We start from the raw sequence: 14,702 nt of genomic DNA on the forward strand, positions 1-14,702 counted from the left end.
CCTGCTGCATCCAAAAGTACAGGAGTTGAAGAAGTACCATCCGAAAGTGTAACCGTAGCGTTGGCAGTACCCGAAATTAGTAAGTTAAACGGATCGCCTGCACAAACATTGTTATTGCTCGCGGGAAACTGTGTAACCACTGGCGTTGGATTAACAACGATAACGGCAGATTGACCCGTGATAGTAGCCGTACAAGGCGGAGTGTCGGATGTTGCAACGCTCAACAAGTTAACTGTAGTATTAGAAGTTAAATTAAACAGTGAAATGATTCCTTGCCCACTACTATCAATTGTTACCGATCCATTTTGAGTGCTAAATAAATTCTGATACTCATAATTAACAGTCGTATTTGGAGTTGCAGAAACTAAGACTGTTCCAGTACTGCCCTCACAAACTGGATTAGGAGAACCGATTGTAGCAGTTGGTGCACCAGTTGAAACTGTAACGGTATCTAAAATCGGTGTTCCAAGAAGAGAACAAACTATCGAAGTAATTAATTCAACTTTGGTCAAGTTAACAGTAAAAGGAGTAGTTACATTAGTGAAGCTTATTTCAAACAGTCCGCTGGAATCTAAAACAGCTGTTTGATCTGGACCACCGTCAACATTGTATGTTATGGTTGCTCCTGCTAATCCTTGGAACTGTACGGCAGTATTACTTCCTAAACAGACCGTAAAATTGTTAGGTACTATTTGAGCTATAACTTCTGGAAGTACAGTTACGACGATTGAATCGGGATCACACGGAATCCCGTTTACCGAAGCGGTTGCAGTATAAGTATATTCCCCTGGAGATAGAATTCTATTATCGGTAATTGCTGAACCTGTAGCTGTGAAACCGTCTGGTCCTTCCCAAGAAAACGTTGCCGCTGGCTTGTCACTATTAGCAACTATTGATATGGGCTCTTGATAACAAGTACTAAAATCCGCCGGAACTGTTGTTGCACAACATGTTCCAACAGTCACTTCAACTGGAGCAGTAACATAAGGAGGACAATCTCCTTTAATAACAGTATAAATAACTTGATAAGGTGTAGTAGAGGCAAAACTGTTTTCGAAATCAATTTCACCAGTACCTGGATTTATAGACAATCCAGCTGGAGTAGCAGAGAAAATTCCTCCAGGTTCTAGGTCTGCACTCATAGTGACTTGTGAAAAAGTAGGCGTATCAGCACAACCTGTGGGATCATTGTATGAAATACTGCCACTAGGAATAAAAGCATCTAATATTATTTCGCTGTATTTAGCACAAGCGGTTGATGAGTTTTGATCAAAAACTTTTACCCAAATAGATTTTGGCAATTCGGCTACTGGAACCTGAAAATTAGTCGGATTGTTAATTAAGTTTGGTCCAAAGTCTATTGCCGATTGCAAATCTAATGCATAAGAAATATCATAGTTGAGTGGATTTAAACCATTTAAGATATATGCATTTTGCTCCATGTTAAATGTTGCGGTTGACCCTGCCAAGGAGCACAAAGTCACATCTTTTGGTTCTAGAGTAGGAAGTGGAGATAGAAAATCCACTACGATATCATCGCTTTTCTTACAACCCGAAGTATAGGTAATTACACCTGTGTATACACCGCTTTCAGAAACTTCAAGTTGATATGTATTAGCGCCTTCAATCTTTACTCCATTTTTTAACCAACTATAAGAAGCATTTGGGAATGGTGTATCTCCATAGCTCAATAACCTTGACTCGGCATTACAAACTGGATTTACCGCTGCCGACAAATCAGACAATCCGTCGGGATCTTGAACTTGGGCCTCAAAATCAAAACTTCCTCCCTCAATAAATACTGCTGATGCCAAATTAGAATCTGCTTGGTTTGCTATTACCAGTTTGATGGAATACTGGTGTCCAGGTATAACCTCGCCTTGCGCCTGCATAATACGCGTTTGACCATTAAAGTTAATAGCCGCATTCGCTGCAATATTCGCATCTGTTGGACTAAAGTTGTATCTTCCAAACCACTGTGGATTCTGGCCTCCATCGCAACCCGGTAAGTGGATAGTGGTTACTTTTACAGGTATAGTCGTATTTGGAATGACTGCGAGATTTTTAGGCTGTCCTCCAGCGGTAAGGTCCGTTAAAATAAATGCAAATACATCGGAATAAGTACACTCAAAATTGTTCTGACTATATTCCTCCGAAGCGAAAACAAAATTGAACTTTAGCTTATCTGTCGACGGCACAAAATTAAATTTAAGAAAGGCTGCATCAAAGGTCGTATTTGCGGGTATACCAACTGGCGGAACCATAAAACCGGGGTTAAAATCAGTGTCGCCAGCCCAAACTCCTCCATCTACAATAGCAGCGTTTGGTCCTGCCGCACCATTAGGATCCATAGCATTACCGCAAACCAAAACGATACCGTCTTTTATCGGAAAGTCTGAATTTCTTCTATTAAAATAACCAACAGAGTAATTCAAAGGATTTGGACCGCTTGACAACTGCCAGTTACTCGTTTCTGCACAATTAGACCGGACTAAAACGTTCTGAACAAAACCCTCTGCGAGACCACTTAACTGACCATTCGCTGAATACTTTATTGGATCATTCTCAACCAAAATAAATCTCGATGCTGGCGTATTAACGTCGGTACTTATATTATTGGAAATGTTACCATCCTGCGTATCGCTAACTACAGATGCTGTGTTGGTAAAATTACTAGTTGTATTGATATTATAGTTTGCAGGAATCCGCACTTTAATGGTGTAAACGGCAACGCCACCAGCAGCCAATACAGGTAAATTACTAATCATGGTTCCCGTACCCGAGGTTCCATTCGGACCGGTCCAAGTCATATCAGAAGAAACTATTTGTGTATTAGTTGAGATTGGATTAGCGGGCAATAAATCAATTACAGAGATATTGACCGCATCTGATGGCCCATTATTAATGACAGTAATTGTGTATTCATTAAATTCTGTAATCGTAAAGCCAGGCACTGCATCTCCGATTTTATCGTCAACAAAACGCGTTTCTGCAAATGTTGTTTTATTATCTGTTTTTAAAATCGATAAATCAGCAAAAGGCCGAGGAATATTGACATCAGTAGCATTGTTATTCGCTGGGTTATCATCGGTAGCTGTAGAAACATTTACGGTGTAAACCAAATTGGTTGTTTGTGAAAAATTTGCAGGAACTTGAATTGTAAACGTATAGGTAATCGATTGACCCGCGGCTAAGTTTGTTATCGTATTATTAAGCGCACCTGTCCCCGAAGTACTATTGCCCGTCCAACTTCCCGTGGTAATACCTTGAGGTAAATTACTAGCTAGCTGAACTTGGTTGACAGCATTTAGTCCCACATTTTGAACTGTTACTTGATAGGTTAAAGGTTGCCCCGGAATAAAATTCGACGTAAAGTCGTAAATAACAACTGAGATGTCGTTTGTAAAGCCAGCTGGCAATGTTACTGCAGAAGCTGCTGAACTATTATTGCCCAACACGGAATCAAGTCCAAGCAAGGGCGCACCTACTGTAGCAGAATAGGAAATTGAACCAGAATTATTAGCAGATACAAGTGCTGTTACAATATATGTAATGCTCGAACCAGCTCCCAAGACAGGTATATTTAATTGCCCCGGAATTGTTGTTTGTGCACCCGTTGCAACATTTAAAATACGTACTAAAGTTCCCCCGACAGGATTAGTGAAATTTACAGGAATTGAAGACGCCGATTGAGGTCCATTATTTGTAACAACAACAACAAACTCGCACGTTTGTCCAATGATTGGATTTGATGGCGGAATCACTGAAATGGAAATATCCGCAAGTGGTGGAGTATTCGTATCTGAAGCAACGTTATTTAAATTATTATTGTCTGTAGACTCCGATGTTACAGCTGCGTTTAAAACTATATTATTTACTCCAATTACAGGTGTAGTTATTGTGTATGTATAGAAAATCGTTTCTCCAACTTGTAAAGCAGATATCAAATTATTTAAAGCTCCGTTGCCATTAGCCCCATTTCCGCTCCAATTTCCAACTGTTATTCCAGCTGGTAAAGGAACATTCACGGTAATTCCTGTTGCCTGTTGCATACCATTGTTTGTTACCTGAACCGTATACGTGACAGTACCGTTTGGACTATAAAATGTTCTGTTGTCAACAATCGAAACTTCAACGTCTGCAAATCCTAAATTCCTTAAATCAACATCAGAATTTGAATTGTTAGATGAATTTAGATCACTTGAAAAAGACGAAACTGTCGCGGTTGCGACTAAAGACGGGGATACAAAAGCTGTGGGTACATTTATAGTAACCGTGTATATAACCGTTGCGCCAGCTGCCAATGAAACGATAGTATCTGATAAATTTGAACTGCCTGATGCAGCGTTACCAGTCCAAGAGACCGTTGAAGTACCCGTTGGCGCTGGAAAATTAACTTGAATATTTGTCGCCGTTAGCGGACCATTGTTTGTGACCGTTACCGTGTAAGTGGTGTTTGAATTAGTAACATATCTAACTTGTGAATTATCAACAACTACAGAAACATCCGAAACAAAAGCTGAATTTGTATCTGAAATAGAATTGTTACTCGCATTGCTATCTGCCGTTTGAGGTGAAACCGTTGCAACAACTACTAAATCAGCGGTTTCAGTAATACTTGTTTGAATTGTATAAGTATATGTGAGCGATTGTCCTACTTCTAAATTTGCAATAGTATTGATTAAGTTACCGTTCCCCGAAGTGCTATTTCCAGACCAACTGGCAGTTGTTGCATTGGTTGGTGTTGGTACATTTACTTGAATGTTTGTAGCAGCCTGAGGTCCATTGTTAGTTACTACGATATCAAATGTTGTAGGTGAACCCGGGGTGTATGTTGCTCCAGAATCGGTGATTTGTACTTGAACATCTGACTGTGGGTTTGACGTAACATTTGAATCAGCGTCTGTGTTATTTTGCGAATTAGGATCACCTTGATTTGAAATTGCACTCGCGCTTGCAAGGAAAGTCTGAGTAAAAGCAGGATCTACCTGAACAGTCACTGTATATGTAACCGAACTGTATGCTGCAAGGGAAGTTATTGTATTGTTTATAGCTCCATTCCCAGACGTTGAATTGCCTACCCATGATACCGAAACGGCACCAGTGGGTACTGGAAATAAAACTAAAACGTTTGAAGCAGCGATTGCACTTAAGTTTGAAACCACTAAGGTATATACAAGCGTATCTCCAGTTGTGTAAATGCTTTGTCCGTCCGTAATTGAAACAGAAACATCACTTACTGTTACCTGATTTAAATCAGAGGATGTGTTATTTGTTGTTATTAAATCTATTGATGAAGAAGAGACTGTCGCTTGAACGGCTAAAACACTAGGTGAAGTTGCTAGCGTTTGTACTGTATAAGTATAAGTTACACTTCCGCCAACGGGTATACTTGCAATCACATCATTCAATGCATTTATTCCATTCGTGCCATTGCCCGACCAAGTTACAGTGCCAAAACCTAAAGGCGTTAGAACTAAAACGGCTACGTTGGTCGCAGCTTGAGGTCCATTGTTAAAAACTTCTACCTGATACTCAACAGCATCTCCTGGAGAGAAAAGTGAAACTGCATCGGTTACAGTGACGGCTACATCCGCGATACTGGCTGAGGGAAAATCAACATCCGAACTCGTATTATTTGAAATTTGTGGATCTATGCTTGTAGAAGTTATAGTACCTGTAGCAACTAAATTTCCAGAATAGCCCGCCGGAATTTGAACTGTAACTAGATACGTTACAGTTGCACCTACCGCTAAATCAGCAATAGTATTATTTACTGCCCCTGAACCAGAAGAAGCGTTACCGCTCCAAGCTGTGATGGTTGTGCCTGTCGGAACTGGAAAATTTACTTGGATAGCTGTTGCGGCTTTCGGACCATTATTTCTGACAACAATACTGTATGTAACTGTCGAAGGGCTAGTGTATGTACTTTGGCTATTTGCCACCACGATTTGTACGTCTGAATTGTTTATCGGTACTATGGTAAGATTTGCATTGTTGTTTACCAGGTTGCTTTCCTCTATACTATTTACATCTAAACTTGCTGTAAAAACAATCGATGCGTTAGCTGCTGAACCAATTGTATAGTTTATAAGATATGTTACAGTTTCTCCAGCACCAAGACTAATTATATTCTGATTTATAGCTCCATTCCCTCCGGTACCGAAACTAGACGTCCACGAATAAGCAGTTATGCCAGTAGGTACCACTGTTGATAGATTTATATCGAAAACAGTTACATCAGAATTATTTGTTACGGTTAAGGTATAAGTTCCTGAAGAAACAATACCGCTGATGTAGCCAGTAGGGGCATTTACAACCGAAAGCTGTATATCTCCCGTTTTTAATGTATCTGTATCACTGCAGCCTGTACAATTAGGATTGGGATCTGAAACATCAGACGATACCGCTATGGTATTAGTTATCGCCGCACTTGCATTTGCCGAGGTTGCAACTTGAATCGTATAGGTTACGGATTCTCCAACGGGCAACAGTGAAATGGTATCATTAATCAAATCTGCTCCAGCTTCATCAGTACTCGAATTCCACGCAACTACTTCCGCTGCGCCAGTTAATGTTTGAATCACCTGCACGTTAGTCGCATCCTGTGGACCCAAATTTGTTATTACTGCAGTATAGGTCGATTGACTACTACCAACGAAAACAGTCTGGTTATTAGTAATAGTCGCTACTAGATCAGCACCAGCAGTATTGATATCTGTGCAACTAAGGCATTGCAAGTTCAAATCCGTCTGATCGCCCAAAGCACTTGAAAATGTAACCAAATCTCCTGTGAAATCTAATGGAACAGCAATCGTAACCTGGTAGGTCACACTCTGTCCTACAGCTAAACTACTAATCACATCAACTAATGAGCCAGTTCCACTTGTAGCATTGCCCGTCCAACTCATAGTGGAAATTCCCACAGGAATTGGGAAGCTAACGTCTACGTTTGTAGCTACTTCAGGTCCAAGATTCTGAATTGTTAAAGTGTAAACACTAGATGTACCAACAAAGTAGTTCGAAGAATTATCGGTGTTGGTAACCAAAATATCTGCTCCTTGCGCCCTAGTATCATATTCGGTAACGTTATTATTACTCAGGATATTATCAGTAGAAGTAGAAAACACGGAGGTATTAAGTTGCAACAAACCTTGATAGTCTGCAGGAACCGCAACGTTTATCGTATACGTTACTGTTTCTCCAACTTCCATACTAGCAATCGAGTTTGATAGAGCAACAGCATTACCCGAACTCCCGTTTGAACCAGTCCATGTAAAATTAGTTTGCGCTATTGAACTCGGAATATCACAAAAAATAGTCACATTTAAGGCAGGCGTAGGACCGAGATTTGTAACCGTAGCCGTGTACGAATTTATCTGACCAGGCGTATAATAGTTACTATTATTAGTGAAAGTTAATTGGATATCAGCGGCCGTTTGCTGGTCTGTATCAGAAGCTGAGTTCGAATTCGAATTCGGATCGGCTACCGCTGGCAATGCCGGAGAAGGCGGTGCAGTAAGTGCCGGAGCTCCGACACTATTTGCCGTAGCAGAAACTGTTAGTGGTCCCGTATATGTTAACGGAATATCGATAAACAGGGAGTAGGTAACTGTTTGTCCTGATGGTAACGTTCGAATCCGATCAAAAACTTGCGAATTTGCACCCGAAGAATTATTACTTCCTTCCCAATAATACCCATCGGTGATTCCAGCAGGAAGCGGACTAATAACCTCAACGCCATTGGCCGTATTGGGTCCAAAATTTGAAACGGTTATTGTGTAAATTAATTCCGTCCCAGGAACATACACAATTTGATTGTTCGTTACAGAAACTACAACATCAGCCTGCTGACCTACTGCTACTTGTATGAATCCAAAAAATAAAAGTAATTGTAATAATTTTTTCATAGCGATACCCAAATGTTAGTCGATACCTGTATCTAAAACCTTAAGCTTTCCTTAAAGATTTATTAAATCTCCAAATATAAATAAGTAACCGTAGTTTCTTTGTTAATTTTGCAGAATACTACAATTTTTATGGAAAATGTTATAATTAAATCAACTCAAAACCCAACAATTTTAAAGTTTGAGTTGCAAGCACATACAATACCCGGCGGACAACATCAGTTTAAAAACATCGATGAAGCCGCAAACTCTCCCCTAGCCCAACAGCTTTTTTACCTTCCTTTTGTAAAATCAGTTCTTCTCGCAGATAACTTTATCGCTATTGAACGTTACAATATTGTTGAGTGGGAAGATGTCAAAGATGCTGTCGCTGAACAAATAAACGACTTCATTAATAACGGAGGAATTCTCGTAAAATTGCCCGAAAAACCAGCTTTCGAATTGAAAAAACCCGCAACAGTTTACGGTGAAACCACACCTAATCCGGCGGTTTTGAAATTCGTTTGCAGCCGTTTGCTCACCAAAGTAGCGGCAGAGTTCAAGAATATCGACGAAGCCCAAGAAGCACCTCTAGCTATCGAACTCTTTAAATTCCCGTTCGTGAAAGAAGTTTTTATCGATGAAAATTACGTCTCGATCACCAAATACAGCAGTTACGACTGGAACGAAATTACCCTCGAACTGCGCACGTTCATCAAAAGTTATGTGGAAAGCGGCGGACCTATTCTCAACGAAGAAACTTTCAAAAAAACCGCTGTCGCAGAAAAGCAAACTGTCGCCAATTTCGACAACCTAGATACCACGTCGCAGCAAATTATCAATATTCTCGAAGAATACGTAAAACCAGCAGTGGCTGCAGATGGCGGAAATATTCTTTTCGATTCGTACGACCCAGAAGATAAACGCGTAAAGGTTGTTTTACAAGGTGCGTGCAGCGGCTGCCCATCGTCGACATTTACCCTGAAAAGCGGTATCGAAAACATGTTGAAAGACATGCTAAAAGACGAACAAATAAAAGTCGAAGCCATTAACGCCTAGCTACCAACATTCGGATACGCATGAACGAGCTCGCCCAACAAAAAAGTGTGTATCTCAAACAACACGCCAACAACCCCATTCACTGGAAAGCGTGGTCACCAAAAATTCTAGATCAAGCTACCGCAGCCGATAAGCTAATCGTTTTTAGCATCGGCTATGCGGCTTGTCATTGGTGTCATGTGATGGAACACGAAAGTTTCGAAAACGAAAACGTTGCCGCACTCATGAACCAACATTTCATCTCAGTGAAAATCGATCGTGAGGAACATCCCGATATTGACGCCGCTTACATGAAAGCCGTGCAACTCATGACGCAACGCGGCGGCTGGCCACTAAATGTTGTTACCTTGCCCGACGGTCGACCAATCTGGGGCGGAACGTACTTCCGTACCGAAGAATGGACACAGAGCCTCGAACAACTTGCAAAATTGTACCGAAATCAACCGGCTGTCATTTTCGAATACGCCGAAAAACTCGAACACGCGCTGCTTTCCATTCAAAATCCGTTGGAAATAAAACCGCTTTTCGAATTTCCATCAAACGCTGAAAATCAAAAAGCTTTCTTTGATAAGCTACTCGAAAAATGGTCACCCAATTTTGATCACGAATGGGGCGGCATGGATCGCGCACCCAAATTTCCGATGCCTTCTAACTATAAATTACTTCTAGAAGTTGGCAATCAATTCAAGCTACATACGTACAGCAATTTCGCCTTATACAGCATAAAACGGATGGCATTAGGAGGAATTTACGACGCTGTAGCCGGCGGGTTTTCACGCTACTCAGTCGACCACCGCTGGCATATGCCGCATTTCGAAAAAATGTTGTACGACAATGCTCAACTCCTTTCGCTTTGCGCAGAAACAGCCAAACAATTCAACGATTCATTTCTTAAACGCATCGCAAAACAAACCACCCTATTTCTGGAAGAAAATCTAAAATCCGAATCTGGTTTGTACTTTGCCGCACTCGATGCCGACAGCCTAAACGCCACCGGAACAGCAGCCGAAGGCGCATTCTATACCTGGACAAAACAGGAACTTCAAGACGTACTCGGCGAATCCTATGATTTCTTCTCAAAAGTTTTTCATATCGATGAACTCGGCTATTGGGAAGACGAACACTATATTTTATTCCGAACCGAAGACGACCTTTCTCTGGCGCACAAATTGAACTTCCACGAAAGTGCCTTCGCAGAAAAACTTGAAAACAGCTTGGGCCTGCTGAAAACGGCACGAAAAAAGAGATCAGCTCCGGTTACCGATACCAAGAAAATTAGCTCGTGGAACGCCCAACTCCTGAGCGCCTACTGCAAAGCTGCTGCGGCATTCCCCGACGAAAATTACCTTCAGCGCGCTACCGACCTGGCCTTTGGTTTGGAAAAAAATAGCTTAACTGGAAATCGCGTTTTTCGGGTAGATACGCAAGAAATAAACGGATGTCTCGAAGATTACGCCTTTGTTATCGAAGCATTTTTAGATTACTACCAGCTAACGGCAAACGAGAATTTTCTCCGTAAAGCAATCGATCTTTGCCAAACCGTTCTGCGCGAGTTTGATCACAAAAACGGTATTTTCTTCAAATATCAAGCCTCGGCCACGCGCGAATCTTTGGTACATATCGAAACCGAAGACAACGTTATAAATGCGTCAAATTCGGTGATGTGTAGAAATTTATTTCGACTCGGAATTATATTTTCTGAAAACAGCTACCTTGATCGTGCAAACAAAATGCTCGAAGCAATTACCGTTCGCATCGATTATCCCGGAGCGTATGCCAACTGGCTTTCTATTTTGCTCGCCAACTACAACCAACAACGCGCCGTCATTGTCTCGAATCCGAACTTTGCTCCAAAACTCGAAATTCTCGCAAATTTAGCAGCCGACGTGCAAATCATCTATGCTTCAACCCATTTTGAACTTCCGCAAACAACAGGAAAATATAGCGATGAAGTAAAACTTTACAGCTGTTCAGTTACTGGTTGCGACTTGCCCGTGACCAGCATCAACGAGCTGCCAAAAGATTGGTTTTTTGCCACGAACCAACGCTAACGATTCCTCAAACCGAAAGTTGTGAACGCGTGTCGGAATTAACACTACCAAGCCGTACTTTTGCTGCGGAAAAATAAAAAAGCTATGTTTTTGCAATCTTCACTCGACGTTCAAACCCAAAAAATTAGCACATACACCGAAAAACTTTGGCAAATCATCATCGATTACTCGCCAAAACTCATCAGTGCGTTTATCATACTTTTTGTTGGTTTGTATTTAATTCGAATCGTAAACCGACTCATCCGTCGGATCATGCTCAAACGCGAACTCGACCCCACCTTAAGTAAGTTTTTAGCCGACATTTTTCTCTGGATTTTGCGCGCTTTTCTGTTCGTTGCCTTCATTTCAAAATTGGGCATCGAAACCTCATCGTTTGTAGCCATTTTAGGAGCTGCGGGCTTGGCGGTTGGTTTATCCTTACAAGGCTCGTTGTCGAATTTTGCCGGAGGCATGCTCATTATTCTGTTCAAACCCTTCCGCGTAGGCGATTACATCGAAGCGCAAAACGTTAGCGGCGAAGTTTCTGAAATTCAGATCTTTGTAACAAAAATCATCGGTGCTAACAACCAAACAATTTATGTTCCAAACGGCGCGTTAAGCAACGGCACCATTGTAAATTTATCGCAAGCCGGTATTCGCCGTGTTGATTTGAGCATTGCCATTTCGTATAACGCTAATTTGCTGAAGGTAAAAGAAATAATAGAAAGAATTTTGTCCGAAAATCCAAAGATTCTAACGAATCCTGTACCGCGCGTCGACGTAATTGCTTTGGCCGATCACGTAAAAATTGCGGTCCGACCTTGGGTTTCATTCACCGATTATCCCGTAATTGCGGCTGAAACGCTAGAAAAAATCAAACTCGAACTCGATGCCGCCGAAATTGCCTTGCATCCGGTTGCTTAAAATTCTAAAATGAAAAAAATCACGAACTTTATTTGCTGTTTACTTCTTGTTGCTTGTTCCGAAAGTTCGAGCGAAATCAATACCGAACCGGAAGTTTTCGAATTTACAGCAACGCAGAGTGCTACCACAGTTAGCGTCGATCAACTGCTTACCGTAAACCTAGCCGCAGCTGAGGAAATTAAGGAAGTTTGGCCGTCTTTCGATAATTTTCAAACGGGCGGTTTCGCCCTAAGCGGATTTGGGTCGAACACCAATATTTATTTTGCATTTCAAACGCCGGGTACGCAAACGCTTAAAATTCGTTGCAAAAATGCGGCTGGCGCGTTGGGAGAAAAATCGATCACCGTAAATGTTGTTCGCGGAAATGCGGTGAGGTTAAAATCGATCGAACTTCTAAATTTTACGGGCATCAACACCGATCTCGATACCGAATTTCCGGCGGGAAGTACCGATGCAAAAGCCGACTTGCGTTTTGGTTTCCAGAAAATTCAAATCGGCAGCTACCGCGAATCGGCTTTTAATTACCGACAGTGGTATTTCTCTGTGATACAACTCAACCAGCAGAGCTTGTTTTGGAATCTCGAAAACGAAAATTTATACGTTGTTCCGAGCAGTGTTTTGCGTTTTGGTGCCGGCGAGGTAGATGGCGAAATTGGCATGATCGACTTCTTTATGGAAGCACCTTACTACGGCGAAATCAATTTTTCAAACTACGAAACCGACCGTCCGGAGTTTATTACGATCACATATCCCAACCAAAACGTCACGATACGCGTGGGTGTTGAGTGGGCTAATTAGTTTTTGTAGCTATTCCCGCCTTCCGCTGTAGTCCTCGTAAAAAAAGGCGTGTTCATGGTGCTATAACCGGCTTCTTGGGTCGCCGTTTTTAACCCAATTCACACAGCCTTTTTATACTCCGGGCTGCCGCTGCACTCGGGGCTAGGCGTGAGTGCGTTTGGAGACGTGTTTTCGCAGATTGATTTTTTTTGCCACAAAGTCGACATAAAATAGCGATTTATAATGCATAAATAAACACTTTACGGAGCCTAGGGTTGCCAAGTGCATAGTGATTGGAAGTTTCGACATCGAAATCTTTACTTTTTCTCTAACTTCTTAAACTCTATTCCTACTATAATCCATCTTTTCTCATCTAAGAGGGCTAAGGAATATTCAATTTGCTGAATTTTAGCATCCTTTTTTAAAGCAACGAACGTCACCTTTGCTTTATTACTTTTAACAGATTGAAAAAAATGGTAGTCAAAATACTTAAAGTTTGTGAATTTTTTGTCTTTCCCTATTTGTGAGAAAAATAGTAAATCATTTTTCCATAATTCATTTGCGCTGCTATTGCTTGAGTCAATAAAACGCCTGTATACCTTCGATATATCTATGTACTTCTTAGCTTCAATCGTGTCTCCAATATTTTGGGCTGAAATATATTTTAAAACGTTTCCGAATGGAGAAGCGTCAATACATTCAATTTTTTTGTTATCGCAAGAAAACAAAAATAAAACCGCCCATATCAAATTTATACTTTTCATATTTATTGCCTATTAGATTTGCCGAAGTATTCTAAATAAGGTTTTGCTACAACACTTGAAGGCCCTTTAACATTCGCTGCGCCTTTTATCTTTAGTGCCGCATTGTAAAGGTTGTTGGGTGCAACAGTTTTCGCATCGTCATAAATCGTTCTCAAAATGCCAGAAGGCTTAATAGTTTGAGAGGCATTTAATGATGGATAAGCTGAGTTAATAATCCTTTGCGCATATGTTGAGCAATTATTGTAACATCCATTATAACTTTTATCATTTTTGATATCTCGACTTGCAACTTGTTTTGCAGTTACATCTTGACTGTAAGTAGTTGGAATTTTAACGATTCCATCGGCAGAACGACCTTCAGCAGAAACATTTCCACTCCTATATTGTGTAGGGTCTTTTGACATCAAATCTTTAAGGCTATTAATTTTTATTCCTTTTGTGTAATCTGCCTCAACATTATCCTGCAGCTCTGTATCACCGACCGCTTCATTCGGCCATAAATCGTAATAAGTATAAGTCCCGTCTTTAACTTGCTCGGTTAGCGCTTTTCCATCTTTGTCGTAAATAGTGTTTCCGTCCTTGTCCTTTTTAACAACTGTTTTATAGTTATCGATGGCAATGCCTGCGTGTCCTGTCTCTCCATTTTTAGAAAACCAAATTAACAAATAAATATCATTACCATCTGGGTCAATGACATTAACAGGGTTATTTATTGCGTAGTTAAACGGTGACCATTCGTAATACTTTTCAGCCATATTATCCACATTCATCCACCTACCAATCGCCGCATCGTAATTCCTTGCGCCGTAATCGTAAAAGTTCAACCCCAACTCATCCTGCCACTCTTTTCCGTTGTACTTATACTGCCACTCCCGTCTTTCCGTAGGTTGTATCACAAATAGCTCGCCGTTGGTTTCTTTAATGCGTTCGAAAATCTCACTGGCGTAGTTTTCGTGCTTTAGGCCAAACGGGTAGTAGTGGTTTTCCTCCAAAATCTTAGGAACTGCCACTCCGTTATCGGTGTAGCTCATACGCACGTTTCCGAGGTGGTCGGTGTAGTTGTATACGTAGAAGAGTCTTCCAGGTTCTTTAAACTCTACATAACCTTCTGCTGTCGGAAAAAACTGCAACGCATCGTTTTTGTACTGAAAACCATCCAAATAATCGGTGGTGGTGGTTCCGTTTACATCATCAACCTCTTTACGTACCTTAACACCTAACGCATCGTAAGTATACCGAATGCGTCCGCCGTTGTTTTGAAA

Annotated in this window: 7 protein-coding genes; 4 read left to right on the forward strand and 3 right to left on the reverse strand. The window is 41.1% G+C overall.

The window, feature by feature from the left end; all coding sequences use genetic code 11:
* On the reverse strand, window positions 1-7,910 hold a 7,910-nt coding region (locus Q0064_RS03705), incomplete at its 3' end, for a choice-of-anchor L domain-containing protein (RefSeq protein ID WP_298144481.1).
* Between the two features lie 129 nt (window positions 7,911-8,039).
* Here Q0064_RS03705 and Q0064_RS03710 point away from each other — a divergent pair.
* From Q0064_RS03710 to Q0064_RS03725, 4 genes are all read left to right on the forward strand, one after another.
* Complete coding sequence (locus Q0064_RS03710) at window positions 8,040-8,945, forward strand: NifU family protein (protein WP_298144484.1); 906 nt, start codon at window positions 8,040-8,042, stop codon at window positions 8,943-8,945.
* Window positions 8,946-8,965: 20 nt separating this feature from the next.
* On the forward strand, window positions 8,966-10,996 hold the full coding sequence (locus Q0064_RS03715; RefSeq protein ID WP_298144487.1) for a thioredoxin domain-containing protein: 2,031 nt from the start codon (window positions 8,966-8,968) through the stop codon (window positions 10,994-10,996).
* A gap of 84 nt (window positions 10,997-11,080) precedes the next feature.
* Window positions 11,081-11,899 (forward strand): mechanosensitive ion channel domain-containing protein, encoded by an 819-nt coding sequence (locus tag Q0064_RS03720; protein WP_298144490.1) that lies wholly within the window; start codon window positions 11,081-11,083, stop codon window positions 11,897-11,899.
* A 9-nt stretch (window positions 11,900-11,908) separates the two neighbouring features.
* On the forward strand, window positions 11,909-12,697 hold the full coding sequence (locus Q0064_RS03725; protein WP_298144493.1) for a hypothetical protein: 789 nt from the start codon (window positions 11,909-11,911) through the stop codon (window positions 12,695-12,697).
* Between the two features lie 296 nt (window positions 12,698-12,993).
* On the opposite strand, the gene Q0064_RS03730 is transcribed toward Q0064_RS03725, so the two are convergent.
* The gene (locus Q0064_RS03730; protein WP_298144496.1) at window positions 12,994-13,440 is read right to left on the reverse strand and encodes a hypothetical protein; all 447 of its coding nucleotides are present in this window, start codon (window positions 13,438-13,440) and stop codon (window positions 12,994-12,996) included.
* Window positions 13,441-13,442: 2 nt separating this feature from the next.
* A partial coding sequence (locus Q0064_RS03735) for an RHS repeat-associated core domain-containing protein (RefSeq protein WP_298144498.1) occupies window positions 13,443-14,702 on the reverse strand: 1,260 nt, incomplete at its 5' end.

Origin of the sequence: Flavobacterium sp. (assembly GCF_027490375.1) — a bacterium.
Classification (GTDB): domain Bacteria; phylum Bacteroidota; class Bacteroidia; order Flavobacteriales; family Flavobacteriaceae; genus Flavobacterium.

Excerpts from the sequence above, each read along its gene's own strand:
- Q0064_RS03710 (WP_298144484.1), top strand. The coding sequence starts at position 8,040 with ATGGAAAATGTTATAATTAAATCAACTCAAAACCCAACAATTTTAAAG.
- Q0064_RS03715 (WP_298144487.1), top strand. The coding sequence starts at position 8,966 with ATGAACGAGCTCGCCCAACAAAAAAGTGTGTATCTCAAACAACACGCC.
- Q0064_RS03720 (WP_298144490.1), top strand. The coding sequence starts at position 11,081 with ATGTTTTTGCAATCTTCACTCGACGTTCAAACCCAAAAAATTAGCACA.
- Q0064_RS03725 (WP_298144493.1), top strand. The coding sequence starts at position 11,909 with ATGAAAAAAATCACGAACTTTATTTGCTGTTTACTTCTTGTTGCTTGT.
- Q0064_RS03730 (WP_298144496.1), bottom strand. The coding sequence starts at position 13,440 with ATGAAAAGTATAAATTTGATATGGGCGGTTTTATTTTTGTTTTCTTGC.